At 43.4% G+C, this 19,539-nt stretch carries 14 protein-coding genes; 10 read left to right on the forward strand and 4 right to left on the reverse strand.

The window, feature by feature from the left end:
* Positions 1-38: 38 nt before the first annotated feature.
* The gene (ppsA, locus tag GWI56_RS05250; protein WP_028759726.1) at positions 39-2,408 is read right to left on the reverse strand and encodes a phosphoenolpyruvate synthase; all 2,370 of its coding nucleotides are present in this window, start codon (positions 2,406-2,408) and stop codon (positions 39-41) included.
* A gap of 124 nt (positions 2,409-2,532) precedes the next feature.
* On the opposite strand from ppsA, the gene GWI56_RS05255 reads away from it, so the two are divergent.
* From GWI56_RS05255 to GWI56_RS05270, 4 genes are all read left to right on the forward strand, one after another.
* Positions 2,533-3,345, forward strand: a complete 813-nt coding sequence (locus GWI56_RS05255; protein ID WP_028759725.1) for a pyruvate, water dikinase regulatory protein — start codon at positions 2,533-2,535, stop codon at positions 3,343-3,345.
* A 182-nt stretch (positions 3,346-3,527) separates the two neighbouring features.
* Positions 3,528-4,592: a 3-deoxy-7-phosphoheptulonate synthase gene (locus tag GWI56_RS05260; RefSeq protein ID WP_198572321.1), complete on the forward strand. Its 1,065-nt coding sequence runs from the start codon at positions 3,528-3,530 to the stop codon at positions 4,590-4,592.
* A gap of 180 nt (positions 4,593-4,772) precedes the next feature.
* Positions 4,773-5,237, forward strand: coding sequence for an acyl-CoA thioesterase (locus tag GWI56_RS05265; RefSeq protein WP_198572322.1), 465 nt, complete (start codon positions 4,773-4,775; stop codon positions 5,235-5,237).
* Positions 5,238-5,457: 220 nt separating this feature from the next.
* Complete coding sequence (locus GWI56_RS05270) at positions 5,458-6,120, forward strand: response regulator transcription factor (RefSeq protein WP_028759722.1); 663 nt, start codon at positions 5,458-5,460, stop codon at positions 6,118-6,120.
* A 63-nt stretch (positions 6,121-6,183) separates the two neighbouring features.
* Here GWI56_RS05270 and cysB read toward each other — a convergent pair whose 3' ends face one another.
* Positions 6,184-7,167: an HTH-type transcriptional regulator CysB gene (gene cysB, locus GWI56_RS05275; protein ID WP_028759721.1), complete on the reverse strand. Its 984-nt coding sequence runs from the start codon at positions 7,165-7,167 to the stop codon at positions 6,184-6,186.
* Between the two features lie 228 nt (positions 7,168-7,395).
* Here cysB and zomB point away from each other — a divergent pair, with 228 nt between their 5' ends.
* A complete protein-coding gene (gene zomB, locus GWI56_RS05280; RefSeq protein ID WP_028759720.1) occupies positions 7,396-8,175 on the forward strand; it encodes a flagellar motor control protein ZomB in 780 nt (259 codons plus the stop codon).
* Between the two features lie 226 nt (positions 8,176-8,401).
* Here zomB and topA read toward each other — a convergent pair whose 3' ends face one another.
* Positions 8,402-11,044, reverse strand: a complete 2,643-nt coding sequence (gene topA, locus GWI56_RS05285) for a type I DNA topoisomerase (RefSeq protein WP_198572323.1) — start codon at positions 11,042-11,044, stop codon at positions 8,402-8,404.
* A gap of 330 nt (positions 11,045-11,374) precedes the next feature.
* On the opposite strand from topA, the gene astB reads away from it, so the two are divergent.
* On the forward strand, positions 11,375-12,709 hold the full coding sequence (astB, locus tag GWI56_RS05290; protein WP_131523320.1) for an N-succinylarginine dihydrolase: 1,335 nt from the start codon (positions 11,375-11,377) through the stop codon (positions 12,707-12,709).
* Positions 12,710-12,814: 105 nt separating this feature from the next.
* Here the strand turns inward: astB and GWI56_RS05295 are convergent, their stop codons facing one another.
* Positions 12,815-15,256 (reverse strand): hypothetical protein, encoded by a 2,442-nt coding sequence (locus GWI56_RS05295; RefSeq protein WP_198572324.1) that lies wholly within the window; start codon positions 15,254-15,256, stop codon positions 12,815-12,817.
* 222 nt (positions 15,257-15,478) lie between these two features.
* On the opposite strand from GWI56_RS05295, the gene GWI56_RS05300 reads away from it, so the two are divergent.
* The 4 genes from GWI56_RS05300 (at position 15,479) to GWI56_RS05315 (ending at position 19,529) form a co-directional block, all read left to right on the forward strand.
* The gene (locus tag GWI56_RS05300; protein WP_198572325.1) at positions 15,479-16,801 is read left to right on the forward strand and encodes a dicarboxylate/amino acid:cation symporter; all 1,323 of its coding nucleotides are present in this window, start codon (positions 15,479-15,481) and stop codon (positions 16,799-16,801) included.
* 171 nt (positions 16,802-16,972) lie between these two features.
* Complete coding sequence (locus GWI56_RS05305; RefSeq protein WP_028759715.1) at positions 16,973-17,332, forward strand: hypothetical protein; 360 nt, start codon at positions 16,973-16,975, stop codon at positions 17,330-17,332.
* Positions 17,333-17,514: 182 nt separating this feature from the next.
* Complete coding sequence (locus GWI56_RS05310) at positions 17,515-18,189, forward strand: response regulator (protein ID WP_028759714.1); 675 nt, start codon at positions 17,515-17,517, stop codon at positions 18,187-18,189.
* Positions 18,180-19,529, forward strand: coding sequence for a sensor histidine kinase (locus GWI56_RS05315; protein ID WP_028759713.1), 1,350 nt, complete (start codon positions 18,180-18,182; stop codon positions 19,527-19,529). The genes GWI56_RS05310 and GWI56_RS05315 overlap by 10 nt, the downstream gene beginning before the upstream one ends.
* Positions 19,530-19,539: the final 10 nt, after the last annotated feature.

Raw genomic sequence — 19,539 nt, forward strand, 5'->3', positions numbered from 1 at the left:
GCGGCTTTTTTAACAAGTTTATAAAATTACTATCTAGATCAACCGTGCGCTTCGGCTAAATACAACCAAGTATCAATCACAGTATCAGGGTTTAATGACACTGTATCTATGCCTTGTTCTACCAACCAAGCGGCAAAATCAGCGTGATCTGAAGGACCTTGACCACAAATTCCTATGTAAGCGCCCTTCGCTTTAGCCGCTTTAATCGCTAATGAAAGTAGCATTTTAACGGCTTCATCACGCTCATCGAATAAATGGCTAATGATACCTGAATCACGGTCAAGGCCGAGTGTCAGCTGAGTTAAATCGTTTGAGCCGATAGAGAAGCCATCGAAATGCTCAAGGAATTGGTCTGCTAACAGGGCGTTTGAAGGCACTTCACACATCATGATGACACGTAAACCGTCTTTACCACGCTCTAAACCTTGCTCTTTGAGCAGGCCGACCACTTGCTCAGCTTCTTTCACTGTGCGAACGAATGGGATCATGACTTCAACGTTTTTCAGACCCATGTCATTACGAACGCGTTTGATCGCTTCACACTCAAGGGCAAAACAGTCACGGAAGGATTCAGAGATATAACGGCTCGCACCGCGGAAGCCCAGCATTGGGTTCTCTTCTTCCGGCTCGTATCTGTCACCACCAACCAAGTTTGCGTATTCGTTAGACTTAAAGTCTGACATACGTACGATCACTTTCTTCGGATAGAAAGCTGAACCGATAGTCGCAATACCTTCAACTAGACGGGCAATGTAGAACTCAACGGGTGATTCGTAACCAGCAATCATTTCGTTGATTTCAGTTTGCAGCGCTGCATCCTGTTGATTAAATTCGAGCAGTGCCTTTGGATGGATGCCGATCATACGGTTGATGATGAATTCTAAACGCGCTAGACCCACGCCTTCGTTTGGCAAACGGGCAAAATCAAATGCACGATCAGGGTTACCCACGTTCATCATGATTTTCATTGGCAATGCAGGCAGAGAGTCAACACGGTTTGAAATCACTTCAAACTCTTGTTTACCTTCGTAGATAAAGCCAGTGTCACCTTCGGCGCAAGAAACAGTCACGATTTGACCATTCTTGATACGGTCAGTCACGTCACCACAACCCACCACCGCTGGCACACCTAATTCACGGGCGATAATCGCCGCGTGACAAGTACGACCGCCACGGTTAGTGACGATGGCGCTCGCGCGTTTCATGATAGGTTCCCAATCTGGATCTGTCATGTCAGTCACTAACACATCACCAGGTTGGATTTGATCCATATCGGCAATTGACGTTAATACTTTGGCGACACCAGTACCCACTTTATGGCCAATAGCGCGACCTTCACAGATCACAGCGCCACGGCTCTTTAAGTGATAACGTTCAATCAATTGCACATCTTCACGGCTACGAACCGTTTCTGGACGCGCTTGAACGATATACAATTTGCCATCGTTGCCGTCTTTTGCCCATTCGATGTCCATTGGACGACCGTAATGTTTTTCGATCACCATGGCTTGTTTGGCTAATTCTTCAACTTCAGCGTCATTGATAGAGAATTGACGACGTTTGTCAGCAGTCACGTCTTCAATTTTGACTTGTTTGCCGTGAGCAGCATCATCTGAATACACCATTTGGATGAGCTTGCTACCGATATTACGGCGCACAACAGCCTTGTGACCTAAGGCTAAAATAGGTTTATGAACATAAAATTCATCTGGGTTTACCGCGCCTTGAACAACCATTTCACCCAGACCAAAAGATGAAGTGATAAACACCACATCGTTATTGCCAGATTCAGTGTCCATAGTGAACATCACACCTGAAGCCGCTTTATCTGAACGAACCATGCGTTGTACGCCAGCAGACAAGGCAACACCATGGTGCTCATAACCTTGATGCACACGGTAGGAAATAGCGCGATCGTTAAAGAGTGAAGCGTACACATGCTTGATCGCTGTCAGTACGGATTCAAATCCTTTTACGTTTAAAAAAGTTTCTTGCTGACCCGCAAAAGAGGCATCTGGCATATCTTCGGCTGTTGCAGAAGAACGTACCGCGAATGACGCTTCGCTAGTTTCAGCGGCAAGTTTATCGTAAGCTTCACGAATCGCTTGCTCTAATGCTGGTTGAAATGGAGTGTCGATAACCCACTGTCTGATCTGTGCACCTACTTTAGCCAGCGCATTGACATCATCTACATCCAGTGTGGCTAGAATGTCATAAATCTTCTGGTTAACTCCGCTTTGTTCAAGGAACTCGTTGAACGCATGGGAAGTTGTCGCAAATCCGCCAGGTACTTGAACACCGGCATTGGCCAGATTGCTGATCATCTCGCCTAGAGAAGCATTTTTACCGCCAACCAAGTTGACGTCACCCATGCCTAATTCTTGATACCAGAGTACGTATTGCTGCACAGTTCTATCTCCGCAAGTTTATTTCAGTGGCCCCTTCACACGAGGGCAGCGGCATTTTACACTCCTGTCGAACACGCGTAAATCTATAATTTTATTTGTAATTTTATTACTACAAGAGGTCAGTATGGCACCAAAAGTATTCTATATCTCCGACGGGACAGCGATCACAGCTGAAGTTTTTGGTCATGCGGTTCTCTCGCAATTTCCATTAGAATTTGAGTCACTTACGATTCCATTTGTCGAAACATTGACGAAAGCGGAGCAAGTTAAGCGACAAATTAATGATTGTTTTATTACAACAGGTGAGCGGCCGTTAGTATTCCATTCCATCGTAAAAGCCGAGATCCGCGACATCATCTACTCGAGTGAAGGGGTTGATTATGATTTTTTGAATACTTTTGTGGCCCCACTCGAACAACATTTAGGTGTTTCTGCCTCTCCAGTTGTACATAGAACCCATGGAAAAGCGAATCACGGCTATGAAGCGCGTATTGATGCCATTAATTTCGCCATGGATAACGATGATGGCCAGACCATGAAACATATGGATCAAGCCGATCTGGTTTTACTTGGGGTCTCTCGCTGTGGCAAAACGCCATCGAGCCTGTATTTATCAATGCAGTTCGGCATAAAAGCGGCAAACTACCCTTTCACCGAAGATGATATGGATAACCTTAAATTACCTGAAGCACTGAAACGCAATAAGAAAAAACTGTTTGGTTTAACGATTGATCCCGTGCGTTTACATGAAATCCGTCAGAGTCGAATGGAGAATAGCCGCTATTCATCGCTCAAACAGTGCCGCTTAGAAGTCAAAGAAGTGGAAATGCTGTTTAAACGCGAACGCATTCCTTACATAGACACCACTAATCATTCCGTGGAAGAAATTGCCACTAAAATATTAGATGTCACGGGCCTAGAACGGCATATGTTCTAAGCCTAATAAGCCAAAATCAGCAAAAGAAACCGAGTGAATTTAGTCTAAAAGAAACTAACTTAAATCAAATTCATTGCACAGTTGCCGACAATTAACGCAATTGGCACTGTGCAACTCGGTTCGATTCGTTATAATCCGAGGCAATCTGGCGAAAAGCGCCGCACGCAAGCTCGGTATTTTGAATGACCATAAAAACAGACGAACTACGCACTTCCTTATTAGCAAAAGTCATCTCACCTGCGCAACTGGCATCTGAGTTCCCATTAACTCAAGATGCAGCCGATTATCTGGTTCAGCAACGTCGTGAAGTCGAAGCCATCATTATGGGTGAAGACCAACGTCTATTGGTGATCATAGGCCCATGTTCAATCCACGATACTAAAGCGGCATTAGATTATGCTCAACGCTTAGCCGCGTTACACCAAGAATTGAAAGATGACTTGTGTATCTTAATGCGCGTCTATTTTGAAAAACCCCGTACAATTGTCGGTTGGAAAGGATTAATTTCAGATCCCGATCTCGATGGCAGTTTCGAACCAAACAAAGGTTTACGCATTGCCCGCGAATTGCTGCAACAAATCACTGAATTAAAATTGCCTATCGCCACCGAATTTTTAGATATGGTGAACGGTCAGTACATAGCGGATCTCATTACTTGGGGCGCTATTGGTGCGCGTACTACGGAAAGCCAAGTCCACCGTGAAATGGCTTCGGCACTGTCTTGCCCCGTTGGTTTTAAAAATGGTACTGATGGGAACATCAATATTGCCGTTGATGCAGTTCGTGCCGCACAAGTACCACATGTTTTCTATTCACCGGATAAAGATGGCGCTATGGCGGTCTATCGCACCCACGGTAATCCATTTGGTCATATCATTCTGCGCGGCGGCAAAACGCCTAATTACCACGCCGAAGACATCGAAAAAGCACGTCAACAACTTGCCTCTGTTGGGGTAACTCAACGTATGGTTATCGATTTCAGCCACGGAAACAGTGAGAAGAACCATCTCAAACAGCTGATGGTCGCCGATGAAATTATGACTCAAATGCGTGCTGGCAGCACTGCCATCGCAGGTATTATGGCTGAAAGCTTCTTACAAGAAGGTAATCAAAAAGTCGTTGAAGGCCAGCCACTCTGTTATGGCCAAAGTATCACAGACGCCTGCTTACATTGGGACGACTCTGAAATTCTGCTACGTAAGCTCGCAGCGGCTTCCCGCGAAAGAAAAGCACTGTTAACCAAATAAATCTGAAGTAAAATAAATCGTCCAATAAAAAACCGATCTCATTTCGGTTTTTTTATTGGAAGCATGACATTATCCTCAGTCATATGCCTACTGCAGGTTAAAGCCTGTAGTTTTCTATCTTTAACCACCATAAATCTTTATAATTCGAGCTTATTTTGCTGCATTACCTTAGGTTGCTGTATGTCGCTTACCCCCATGCCCACAAACACCGAAAATACCTCACGAATCGAAGCCGCTGAAACACCTTTTCCTGACGCGATTCAAACTCGAATTGATTCCTCAGAAGCGCGTGTGATTAAAGCAGTATTCCCCTCAATCACCAACCATCACAATACGTTATTTGGTGGCGAAGCTTTAGCGTGGATGGATGAAACAGCCTTTATTGCGGCAACTCGTTTCTGCCGTAAAACCTTAGTCACAGTGAGTTCCGATAGAATTGATTTTAAAAAGCCTATCCCAGCAGGCACACTAGCAGAACTCATCGCTCGTGTGATCCATGTAGGTAATACGTCATTAAAAGTTGAAGTCAACATCTATGTCGAAGACATGTATCAAGACCATCGAGAGCATGCCATACGTGGTGTGTTCACCTTTGTTGCGGTTGACGAACAACGAAATCCCACAAAAGTGTGGACATATGGGTAGTTTTTAGACGATTTTAAAGTATAGGTTAGCCCGTACTTTCGGGCTTTCAATTGAAACGATACGGTCCATCTTTTTCCTTGTAAAACACCGACCAAAGTCTAACAACCAGAAACATATCAAAATTTTGTCCTTATTCCTGAATAAAGCAATAGGATCCTTGATTACTTTTCTGTTACATTGAGTTCAATCTTCACGCGCACCGAACATAATCATAAAAGCCATGAAGCTAGAAAACTTAAATATTATTATCGCAGACGATCATCCATTGTTCAGAAATGCACTACGTCAAGCGCTGACCAGCGCTTTCGAACATGCACAGTGGTTTGAAGCAGACAGTGCTGACGCACTGCAATCTGTATTGGATGTTCGAAGCGTCGATTACGATCTTGTACTGTTAGATCTGCAGATGCCGGGGTCCCACGGCTACTCCACACTTATCCACCTACGCTCACATTATCCTGAGTTACCCGTTGTGGTGATTTCAGCCCACGAGGATATCAATACCATTAGCCGTGCGATTCATTATGGCAGCAGTGGTTTTATCCCTAAATCAGCTTCAATGGAAACCCTAAAAGAGGCGCTAAGTGCAGTGTTATTCGGTGATATTTGGTTGCCTAAAGGCACTGAGATTATTGCTATCAATGACGATGCCATTGATAAAATGGCCAGCAAGTTATCCGATCTCACGCCGCAACAATATAAAGTGTTGCAGATGTTTGCCGAAGGTTTATTAAATAAACAAATAGCCTACGATCTTGGCGTGTCTGAGGCAACCATCAAGGCGCACGCTACCGCCATATTTAGAAAACTTGGCGTTCGCAACCGCACTCAAGCAGTTATTGCCCTTGCGCAACTCGAGATGGATAAAGTCGATTTATCTTAATCGCTAAACCCATAAAAATGCCGCTTTTATTAGCGGCATTTTTATGTTTGTAAATCATCCAAGTTAACGCATTGGCAGATTTTTATCGGCAAACATTTCATCTATGAGCTGTTGATCCCGTAATGCTACGGCTTTCTCCACCACATCACGGGTTAAATGCGGCGCAAAGTGCTGAATAAAATCATACATATAACTGCGCAAGAAACTGCCCTTCCTAAAACCAATTTTAGTCGTACTGTGGGCAAACAAATGACCAGCATCAATAGCGACTAAATCTTTATCAACATTTGGATCAATGGCCATAGACGCGATGACCCCCACGCCTAATCCTAAACGAACATAGGTTTTAAGCACGTCGGCACTGGTCGCACTAAAGACAACACGCGGCTCTAAATTGGCCCGATTGAACGCTTTCTCAATTTCAGAAGCACGATCAAAACCAAAGACATAGGTCACTAAGGGGAAACGGGCTAAATCTTCGATACTAATCAAGCTGCCTTGATTGCGGGTCGCAAGAGGATGGTCTTTTGGCACAACGATAGAGCGGTTCCAGTGGTAACAAGGCAACATGATCAGATCTGAATATAAATGCATTGCTTCGGTCGCAATAGCAAAATCTGCATCACCGCGAGCTGCCTGTTCGCTGATCTGCGACGGTGTCCCTTGGTGCATATGCAAGTTCACTTTAGGATAGCGATCAATAAACTGACGAATTATCGTCGGTAATGCATAGCGTGCCTGAGTATCTGTTGTGGAAATATTTAACTCACCTTGATCTGGCTTAGTATATTCTTCAGACACTTTTTTGATACTTTCAACTTTACCTAAAATATCATTGGCAATGCTGATCACTTGCAAACCCGCAGGTGTGACATGGGTTAAATGCTTACCGCTACGACCAAATATTTGGATCCCCAACTCATCTTCAAGCATACGAACTTGTTTACTGATCCCAGGTTGAGAGGTATACAAGTTTTCAGCTGTCGCCGATACATTGAGGTTATGTTTTACGACCTCAGCAATATACCTGAGTTGTTGCAGTTTCATCTTATTTCCTTGTCTCAAACACGCAAAATGCCATTAACAACTGAGCCCTCAAAGCACTCTCAGCTATAATCAATCGTTATAGTATATAGTAAAAATTAAAGCAAATAGGAATATAGAGCACAAGTCTACAGATTCATACGACAGAAATGATAACCTAGGCTAAGATAACTATGCTAGTTTATTGATTTATTGTAGCATTAGCTCAATTGGATAAATAATGGAACATCTATGTCATTCACCTTGGTTCTGATCCTCATCGGTGCGCTTTTACTGCTTGTTATCGGAATTAACGTATTACAGCAACAAAAAGAACGTGTAGAGGCTGAGCGTCGCATTGAATTTGCCCGTCAAAGAGCAATTATCGATGAAACTGAAACTGTGTTATCAAACACAGGAATGATGCCTTGTAGCACGAATATAGTGTTGGTTTTGTACCGGCGTGTACAAGATGCCTTGCAGTCTGCAACAGCGATCAGTAATGGCCAACAACAGTCAGACTACCAACGCCGCCTAGCCGATATCAATAATCAAATAACAAGCTTACAGTCTGGCCAGCCTCAAACTCCTCCAATTGAGAATTTCAGACTACCCGATAATGACAAACAAATTTTAGCGCTTGTTCAAACCTTAAAAAAATTAAAGGCGATACTCAGAGCCGAGCATAATAAAGGTAAAGTCGATCCGAGCATTTTTGCTCAAGAAGAAAGCCGCATCGACAGTTTACAGCTCAGAATTAATGTCGATTCTATGCTTTCTCGTGCCCGCGCGGCCAGCTTTATGAAGCAATATGGTTCATCAAAACAAATGGTGACTAAAGCACTATCGACATTGCACGCTATTAAGGCACAAACGCCTAATGACCCTTTCATTGGTCGTAAAGTGGATGAGGCTAAACAATTGCTTGATGAGATTATGGGCGCACAGAAACAATCTGAACCCAGTGCTCCTAGACCTAAGAATGAAGAAGATGATATCGACATGCTGTTTCAGCCGAAAAAGAAATGGTGATCAGTTACTGTGTGCTTAGCTTTAAGTTGAATTAGCGGCACGTCTTACACTCGTTCTTCAGCGTTATTGGGCGTGGTGAGTGAGTGCGAGTAAAGCGAGCAACATTTCTGACTCATTATCTACAGCAACAAATCAGTCTCTAAAGAAAATCGAAACAAAAAAGCCAAGTCATCATTGACTTGGCTTTTTTGTTATTCTCTTGTCGTTAAGCTAGCTTAATCCACCGCTATGCGCTTTTCTTGGTTTTCTTGGTAGTCTCACTCACCCACTTCCCATTGACGTAATGCGCAGACCAACCCGTGGCTTTGCCATCGACTTCAGTCGCAACGTATTGCTCTTTCGTCTTACGGCTAAACTTCACCGCAGCCTTATTGCCTTCATCATCAGTGACTGGCGCATCCGCTAAATACTGATACTTAGGCCATAGCAGCTCACGGTATTGAACCAGTTCCTCAACCAGAGGCGCACGGGTTTCACGTGATTTAGGGAAAGTACTGGCCGCTAAGAAAATACCCGCCGCACCATCACGTAATACGAAATGGGCATCCGATTTACTGCATTTCAGTTCGGGTAAATAAATAGGATCTTCTTTTGGCGGCGCCGCCTCACCATTTTTCAGTAATTTACGGGTATTCTTACACTCTTCATTGGTACAGCCAAAGTACTTACCAAAACGACCATTTTTCAGTTCCATATCGTGACCACAGCGATCACACTCAATCAGTGGACCTTCATAGCCTTTGATCTTGAATTGGCCTTCTTCGACTTCATAGCCTTCACAGATTGGATTGTTACCGCAGACGTGTAACTTACGCTTCTCATCGATCAGGTAACTGTCCATTGCCGTGCCACAAATACTACAACGGTGCTTCGCACGCAGTGCATCTGTTTCGGCATCTTCACTGTTTTCGCTAATCGCCTCAACGCCAGGCGTGAGGTTCATCGTCGTCTTACAGCGTTCTTTAGGGGGTAATTCATAACCAGAGCAACCAAGGAAAACGCCAGTCGTTCCCGTGCGGATCCCCATAGGACGACCACAAGTTGGGCACTTGATATCCGTCATCACCATTTGGTTAAGACGCATGCCACCTTCTTCAGGAGCCAGCTCCGCTTTTTCTAATTGCTTAGTAAAGTCAGCATAGAAACCATCGAGTACTTTTTTCCAGTCTAACTCGCCCCGAGCCACATCATCTAATGTTTGCTCCATGCTGGCGGTAAAGTCATAGCTCATCAAATCAGCAAAACTGCTCACCAATCGTTCGCTGACAATTTCACCCATTTTTTCGGCATAGAAACGACGATTTTCGACTTTTACATAACCACGATCTTGAATCGTTGAAATGATGGTTGCGTAGGTTGATGGGCGGCCAATGCCGCGTTTTTCTAATTCTTTTACTAAAGAAGCTTCGCTGTATCGTGCTGGCGGCTTAGTAAAATGTTGTTTAGGCTGCAATTCTTTTAATGCTAATACATCGCCCTGAGCCACGAATGGTAACGTATTGTCTTCTTCGTTTTTCTTCTTAAGTGCTGTTTGTACGCGAGTCCAACCATCAAAACGTAAGGTACGTCCCGTGGCTTTGAGCTCATAATCACCCGCTTTTACGGTCAACTTAGTGGCATCATATTGTGCAGGTGTCATTTGACATGAGACAAACTGGCGCCAAATAAGCTCATATAAGCGCTGAGCGTCACGTTCCATGTCAGATAAGGTCGCTGCTTGCACTTGAACGTTTGATGGGCGAATCGCTTCGTGAGCTTCTTGTGCGCCTTCTTTTGATCCGTATCGAATCGGTTCGGCGGGTAGATACTTATCACCAAATTCTTTGGCAATCATATCGCGCAAGTTTTCAACGGCTTCTTGACTCAAATTGGTCGAGTCGGTACGCATATAAGTGATATGACCAGCTTCGTAAAGTCGCTGCGCCATCATCATGGTCTTCTTCACACCAAAACCTAAGCGTGTACTCGCGGCCTGTTGCAGTGTCGACGTAATAAAGGGAGCCGATGGTTTACTTTGAGTCGCTTTATCTTCGCGGGCCAGCACAGTAAAACTTGCCGCAGATAATGCTTGAACCGCAGCCATCGCTTGCTGTTCATTGATAGGATTAAAGGCAGCATCTAGATGCTTAACCACTTCCATCCGCAAAGCTTCCTGAGCGGGCGTATTGAGCTCTGCGTGTACATCCCAAAATTCTTCAGGCACAAAAGCTTTGATTTCGCTTTCGCGTTCAACCACTAAACGCACGGCAACCGACTGCACTCGCCCAGCGGATAAACCGCGAGCAACTTTTTTCCACAGCAGCGGCGACACCATAAAACCGACAACTCTATCTAAGAAGCGGCGGGCTTGTTGGGCATTAACCATGTTAGTGTCGAGTGTCGACGGTTTACTAAAAGCATCTTGAATCGCAGACTTAGTAATTTCGTTGAAAACAACACGTTGATACCGTGAAGGATCACCACCAATCACCTCTTGCAAATGCCAGGCGATAGCTTCTCCCTCACGGTCTAAGTCGGTTGCGAGATAGATTTGGTCAGCAGAATCGGCAAGTGCCTGTAACTCTTTAACGACTTTTTCTTTACCCGGCAAAATTTGGTACTTAGCCGCCCAGCCCTTTTCAGGGTTTACGCCCATACGAGACACTAGCGCTTGCTGATCTTTCACCTTTTTATATTGAGCTTTTTCTTCTGGCGACATTTTCTTAACTTCGGCAGCGGATTTAACCTTTTCATTGCCTTCTGAAGTCGATGATGTCGGCAGATCACGGATGTGACCTACGCTCGATTTAACGATGAATTCTTTGCCAAGATATTTATTAATAGTCTTAGCTTTGGCCGGTGATTCGACAATAACTAGCGATTTACCCATAGTTTAATTTGCGCCAAAAAATCTCAAGAAGGTGGAAATTGGCACCATATATAGAGGGTTGTACTGATAGTTTCAAGTTAATCCCTCTTTTATATGTACCAGCGAGTCACTTTTTAATCAAAGTTGAAAAAATGTAAAAATATAATATGCGTAATTAAAAACTAATATTTCATTATTTGCCAGCAAGCAAGAAATAGTTATGCATTTATCGTGAAAAAGTCGCTTTGAGCACAAAACCGTCCGCTTGTGCACTCGAAAAGCTTCAGTATACTGGGTTCCCTCAGGGACCATATGAACAAATAATAACTTTCCCTATCACAAGGATAAGCAATGAAGCACTTTGAAGCGAATTTTGATGGACTCGTTGGACCAACACACAATTACGCAGGGTTGTCTTTTGGCAATGTCGCCTCTCTCAGCAATGCCGCCTTAGTTTCCAACCCCAAAGCTGCTGCAAAACAAGGACTCCAAAAAGCCAAAGCACTAGCCGATATGGGCATGGTTCAAGGAATATTAGCTCCTCAAGAGCGCCCAGACCTCTATACATTGCGCCGAATTGGATTTTCTGGCTCTGATGCTAATGTATTAAAACAAGCGGCAAAAGAAGCGCCCATATTACTTAATGCCTGTTGCAGTGCTTCCAGTATGTGGACAGCCAATGCCGCTACAGTCTCACCAAGTGCAGATACACGTGACGGCAAACTGCATTTCACCCCAGCAAATTTAGTCGATAAACTACATCGCAGCATCGAGCCTTTGACAACGGGGCGCATATTAACAGCAACTTTCAGTGATCCCCACTATTTTCATCACCATAGTCACTTACCTGAGCATAATAGCTTCGGTGATGAAGGTGCCGCAAACCACACTCGTCTCTGCAATGAATACGGCCATGCTGGTGTTGAGCTGTTTGTTTATGGACAAGAAGCCACTAATCCCAATGCCCCTAAACCGCAAAAATATCCTGCAAGACAAACCTTAGAAGCGTCGATGGCAGTCGCACGCTTACATCAGCTGGAAGACGATAATTGCGTCTTCATCCAACAGAATCCTGATGTAATTGATCAAGGTGTATTCCATAACGATGTTATCGCAGTAGGTAATCAAAATGTCCTGTTCTACCACGAACAAGCCTTCTTAAATACCCAGAATAAGATCGATGAAATTAAACGTAAACTCGACACTGAGCTGTATTTCATTGAAGTGCCCACCGCGAAAGTAGCAATTAACGACGCAGTCAAAAGCTATTTATTCAATACTCAAATTATTACATTGCCATCCGGTGAAATGGCAATTATTGCCCCAACGGATTGCCAAGAAAATCCCGCGGTATTTGCCTATTTGAACGAATTACTCACGTTAAACACGCCGATTAAGCAAGTGCTTTATTTCGACGTAAAACAAAGCATGCAAAACGGTGGCGGCCCTGCCTGTCTTCGTTTACGTGTCGCCATGAATGAAGTGGAAGTCGCAGCGGTAAATCAACACACTCTGATGAATGATGCTTTATTTACTCGTTTAAACCTTTGGGTAGACAAACATTATCGAGACAGATTAACCACCCAAGATCTTGCAGACCCTCAGCTAATCATCGAATCTCGAACAGCTCTGGATGAACTGACACAGATCATGAAACTAGGTAGCGTGTATCAGTTCCAGCGTTAGGAATTATTCCTAACTTTTTGAACTACATCATTATAAAATTCGACAGACCTACAATAGAAAAAGAGCACCTTAGATGCTCTTTTTATTTGGATAAGGTCCTTAAAACTAGCTGATTCTAATCGGAATAGATAGAACCTGAGTCACTGACCCATTAGGGGTTTCAACCTCAACAATAAGAGTACCTGCATTAGGTTGCTCTTCACCTTTCAGTGTCACACTAAACTCACGTCCCGCGTTATAGTTACTACTTGGCCAAATATATTGAGCACTACTAGCAACAGAACCTGCGCTTGCTTTAAATCTAACAATACTACCAGCAGGCATTTGTTGGTTATGTAAGTCAGATATAGTGAAATAAACAGTAGCGGCATCTTTACCTATTAAGTCAATACGTTGGTCTTTGCTGATGCTGTAACTATCGTCGATAAGCACATCAGCAATCGGAGTCGCATAAGCAGTACTTCCTGACATGACAATCACTAAACTGCCTCTCACATATAGTGATTTTGAATCTGTAATACCATCAGCACAAGCAGCATGTGCAGGCTCAGAGCAGAGTACACCGTTATATTTACTATCTTTTATATCAAAAACACCATTAGAATTAAAATCAATTAACTCTTCTAATTCCCCACCAATTTGCCCACCCGCTTGCTGAGGATTAAAAATGCCATCTTCATTATAATCATTGAAAGCATCATCCAAATCAAATGGCTTACCACTTACATCCTTTTGAGTTAAAAATGCTGTTGCTTCAGAAGAATCAAAGCGACCATTGCCATTAAGATCTGGGAAGGATTCTTCGCCAATCGCAGTAGCAGTAATAGTTGCTCGACCACCATATTTCTGGCCATAATAATTACCTAAATTAGGCGCAAGTGTCGCAATAGGATTGCGAATTAATGCGCCTGTTGCGTCAATAAGAGACTGCCCTTCAGGCCGAGTTAACTGACTCGTCCAAACAACACTACATGTACCTTTAACAGTCTGACAAGCATCTTCAATAGAGCCACCTTCAGTGGTAAAAGATACTGTTGTGCCATCTGGAACAGGGTTATTGAATGCATCGGCTAGGCGTGCAGTAACGGTCACTTTGGTGCCATCAACGTTCCAACCTTCAGCATTGAGTACTGTTGCAGAAAGTGAAAAACTGTCTTGATCGGGTATCCCTGTCGAGATGATGAGCTGACTTGATTGACTTGAAATAACTGGCGAAGAACCAGCAATAGTACCTGTTACTCTTACCGAAGTAGCAACAGTCCCCGTTCTTACAACTGTCTGAACAATGCCTTGATTGTTAGTCGTTGCACTTGATGGGTCAAGCACTATGCCTCCCGTCGTAGTGTTCAAACTAAAGTTAACTAACTGGTTACTTACCGGATTACTATTTGTGTCAAGTACCTTAAATTTAACTTCAGAAGATTCTGAGCCACCTGTACCTAAAATGGCGATATTTTGCGGTGTCGCAGACATAAATATAATGCTTCCCACGTTAGCAGGAAGTACTTTAATAGTGCCCGTAGCTGAAAGATTTAATCCACCTGCGTTAGCAGTAACATTAATAGGATCATCTCCAACGCAGCCCTTTGCAAGGTAAGTCGTTGTAGCTACGCCATTCACAGAGGGTACGGGTGAACTTATTATGGCTTCTGGTGATGATTTAGTTGAACAGGCCGATGAAAACTTAACATCCACAGGTTGGGTAAAAGGCTTACCTTGATCGTCCTGGATAACGACAGAAATAGTCGCGGTGCCACCTGCAGTTAAATCACTTGAACTAACACTTGCTTTACCAGCAACAAAAGGACTTCCACTACCCATGACTACATTTGTAGCACCAACCACCACTACTGTATTACCTTTTTCACCACTAGCTAAAGAGGCAACGATAGTTCCTGCACCTAACGTATTACCAGCATAAATATCAACACTAGCCTTTCCCTGACTATTTGTTACAGCAGTTTTGATAGGAAGGTCCCCAATATCATTGTCAAAGGTCACTATCGTGGGTTTATTAATGCCGGTGATAGTAGCAGTTAACTTACCTGGATTTAAGGATGTAATAGTTTGAATAGGTAAGCCTGCAATATCAGTTAAGGCTAAATTAACTTGTGCACCTCCACCCGCTTCACCGCCATCACCTTTCATCACAAAACCAATTTTCCCAGACTCCCCAGTATCAACTTTGCCAGTGACAGTACCTGCACCCGCAATAGTTGCTGTATTTAAAATAATAGTAGCAACACCTTCGGTATTCGTTAATGCCGTTGCCGTACTAGGATCAAAAGACCCAATATTAGAATTACTCAGAGTAAAAGTAACTAATTCACCAGCCAAGGAACCGAGTTTCGAATCAACAACTTTAGCTGATACTGTGGCAGGTGCTAAAGCAGAAATATCCGTATTAGTAATACTAAGAGTGACACTAATGACACTTGACGTCGGCGGAGTACCGGAACCATCATCAGAGATACTGCCTCCACCACCACATGCTAATAATAAAAGCGAACACAATCCTGCGAGAAAAACCTTATACGCTGACTTCATTGTCAGGCTCCCTGTTACTCTGATGATAATACCTAAGCGAGACGCTTATTACTTATAGGCTAACATTACACAATTTTCACGCAACTTTCCCATAACTATCTTATTTTATTTCGCAAATTTGATAAATACTTTAACATTAATTGTCATTTCATCTTCACGATTTTCTTGCTAGTCTTGTGAGCGCCAAAAAATAGAATGTATAAAAAACACACAGGACTCTCTATGGCAATTTCTATAAAAAATAAACTCGGCCTTACAAGTAAAATTCTGATCGGTATGGGAACAGGTATTGCTTTAGGCCTCATTCTCCGCAATGCCTTTCCAGAAAGCGATATAGTAAAAGATTATATTACTGAAGGTTTCTTGCATGTTATCGGTACTATCTTCATCTCCAGCTTAAAAATGTTAGTCGTTCCTTTAGTCTTTATTTCATTAGTTTGCGGAACTTGCTCACTGAGTGAACCTTCAAAATTAGGCCGCTTAGGGGGGAAAACCCTCGCCTTTTATTTATTCACAACCGCCATTGCCTTAGTGATTGCGATTGTCAGCGCAGTCCTTATACATCCTGGGAACGCCTCACTGGCGTCAGAAAAAATGGAGTACGTCGCAAAAGAAGCCCCAAGTCTTGCTGATGTGCTGATAAACATAGTGCCCACCAATCCGATGCAGGCATTGAGCGAAGGTAATATGCTGCAAATTATTATTTTTGCGGTGATTTTTGGCTTTGCTATTGCCCATATTGGTGAGCGAGGCAAACGTATTGCGGCGTTGTTTGAAGATTTAAATGAAGTCATCATGCGTGTCGTGACACTGATAATGCAACTCGCGCCCTATGGTGTATTTGCGCTGATGGCAAAACTTGCATTAACACTCGGTTTAGAGACCTTTGGTAGTGTGGTTAAATATTTCTTCGTGGTCTTAGGTGTATTACTGATCCATGCGTTTGTTGTTTACCCTACACTTCTAAAACTTTTCTCAGGCCTCAATCCCTTAATATTTATTCGTAAAATGCGCGATGTGCAGTTGTTTGCTTTTTCAACCGCCAGTTCAAATGCCACGTTACCCATTACCATAGAAGCGTCTGAACATAGATTAGGTGTCGATAATAAAATCGCCGCTTTTACGCTACCGTTAGGCGCTACCATTAATATGGATGGCACTGCAATCATGCAGGGTGTTGCCACTGTGTTTATTGCGCAGGTTTTTGGCATTGAGCTCTCACTAACCGATTATGCCGTTGTTGTTGTGACTGCCACGTTAGCATCAATTGGTACCGCGGGTGTTCCAGGTGTCGGACTTATCATGCTGGCCATGGTGTTAAATCAAGTTGGCTTGCCAGTGGAAGGGATTGCCCTGATTATCGGTGTCGATCGCTTACTCGACATGGTACGTACTGCTGTAAACGTCACTGGTGATTGCGTAGCAACTGTAATTATTGCTAAATCAGAGGGCGAATTTAACGAGCAAGTGTTTAACAACACTCAAGCGGGTAAAGTTGCTAGAAGTTTTGATGAGCAAGTTCATCATTTAGATAAATCGAACTAAACCTCACAAAGACCAAAATGACGCCCAGCTTCAGTGTTGGGCGTTTTTGTTTGAACGCAATACAGTTAACATGTCTATTGTTAGCAAAATGTGAACACACCAATAGTACGGAAGTTTGTTTTTAGATACATTATGTTTACTATTTTAATACGTTTAATGGGAGGGGTATAAATGTGGTGGAGAAGTCTTTGGATCCTGATTGCATGCTGGCTATTGAGTGCCCACTTCGTACGTTACGAACAAATTAACTTTGCCATTCCTTTTGCACTTGCGCCTTTGGTCTTATTTTTTAACTCAGTTTACTTACTTCGTTTATTACAAATTTTATTATTTATAAGTGTCTTTGCCGTATGGGGCGTCACAACCATTGAAGCGGTACATCTGCGATTAGCGCAAGAAATGCCTTGGTTGAGATTGTCTTTTATCATGATGGCGGTGATGTTATTTACCTTAGGCGCGATTATGTGTGGCAACGGCATTTTGCGGATCAGAAAACAAAAATCGCCTTGGGGAAATTCCCCGATACGCTAACACTTTAATAGCAAAACCTTCTTATTCAACAATAAATTAGTACTTATTTTGACCACAAGTTCAACTCGGTCAGCAAAGGTTAAGTTCAACTAAGATATGCTGATCCTCTATTTGGTTATCAGTGTGATTTTGCGTAGACTAGTTTGCTAAAGCTTAGCTCATACACTTTAAGGCATTATATTATGAGAATTTTGGTTGTTGAAGACGATCCTATTTTATCCCACCACTTAAAAGTGCAATTAAGCGATCTCGGCAATCAAGTTCAAGTGGCACTGACTGCCAAAGAAGGTTTTTATCAAGCCACTAATTATCCCATCGATGTCGCCATTGTCGATTTAGGGCTACCCGATCAAGATGGTATTAGCTTAATTCAACAGCTCCGTGAAGCCGGTCTTAAAGCACCAATATTAATTCTCACGGCACGAGTTAATTGGCAGGATAAAGTTGAAGGCCTAAACGCCGGAGCCGATGACTATTTAGTGAAACCCTTTCAAAAAGAAGAGCTTGTCGCAAGGCTTGATGCCTTAGTGCGCCGTAGCGCAGGTTTTGTTAAACCCGTGATTTGCAGTGGAGAATTGAAACTCGATCTCGCCGCCAAACAAGTCACTCTGGGTGACGAAGTCATGGAGGTCACTGCCTTTGAATATTTAATCCTCGAATATTTGATGCGCCATTGTCATGAGGTTGTCGCCAAGCAACGTTTACTCGATGTGATTTATGGTGATAAGGAAGGCGATCCCAATACGATTGAAGTTATGGTCAGCCGCTTGCGTAAAAAACTGACCCGCGATGGTATCGATAACCCCATAGTGACCATCCGCGGCCAAGGATATAAATTTAACCTGCCATGCAATTAAGATTAAAATTCAAGAAACGTCTGCTGACACGGATGTTTCTCACCTCACTATCAATTATTACCTTAGTGGGTTTTGGTCTCGCATGGATGGTTAATATTCTGCATGCGCAAAATAGTTATAACGAAGAAACGGCCCAACTCATTGCCGAAATTCCCCAAGTCGCCGCCGAATTACGGGAGCACGATCTTATCCCCGATACCAGTGCTTGGTTAGAAGAAAATAATAAACAAGAGCGCTATGTAATAGCGAGTTGCGATGACAAATTTAAGCAGGTTTGGACCTCATCCCTCGCAGTAGATCGTGGATTATTTGATACCTGTGAGCGTTTTAACGAAATCCGTAACGACTCCCCGCCCTACTACCTCACCATGGCTGACGACAGAGGTTATTTCGTCTATTTGCTCGCGGTAGAAATTGCCAGTGTGCATTACAACCTCCTTGTCATGAAAGATGCCGCCAAACTGGAGCAAGAATACAGTAAGTTCAGTAAACGTACTTATATTCGTTTAGCCATGGTGTTGGCCTTAGCCTTAATTCTATTGGTCAGCGCCGCCTATTGGGGCATGCGTCCCTTGGTACGGATGCAAAACGAACTGCAATCAATTAACCAAGGTAAGAGTAAATCACTTTCTGAGGGCTATCCTGTTGAACTTGAAGGCGTAACGCAAGCACTCAACCAGATGTTGCAACAATCGAGTGCCCAACAACAGCGCTATCAAAATGCTATGAATGACTTGGCACACAGTCTTAAAACCCGCTTAGCCGCCGTGCATGCCATTACAGATGACGCCAGTTTGAGTAAACAATCGGCAAGCGAAAAGATCATGGAACAAGTCAGCCAGATGGATCAGCTGGTCAAATACCAATTAAAACGGGCCATGTTAGGCCGCCAAGGCCTGAAGCAAGAACAAACTGTTATTGCGCCCTTAGTCGATCAATTAGCACAAATGTTGTTTAAAATTTATCGAGAAAAACAAGTGCAGTTCTCGGCCAACATATCCCCCTCTTTGATGTTCCCCGGCAACAAGGGTGACTTAATGGAGCTGTGTGGCAACCTTATGGAAAATGCTTTCCGCCTGTGTATCAGCCAAGTGCATGTATCGGCTAAAATTAACTCACAAGGTGAGTTTGAACTTATTGTTGAAGATGATGGCCCTGGTGTTGAAGAAAGCTTAAGACAGAAGATTATCCAACGTGGCGTGCGTGCCGATACTCAGTCTCCTGGGCAAGGGATCGGATTAGCTGTCTGTGATGAAATCGTTCACAGCTACGGTGGCAGCTTAAAAATTGAAGAAAGTCGCTTAGAAGGGGCGCTCTTTAGGATCCGTATCCCAGTGTAAGAAACTGAGA

The organism is Shewanella sp. DW31 (genome assembly GCF_015767295.1).
In the GTDB taxonomy this organism is placed as follows: domain Bacteria; phylum Pseudomonadota; class Gammaproteobacteria; order Enterobacterales; family Shewanellaceae; genus Shewanella; species Shewanella oncorhynchi.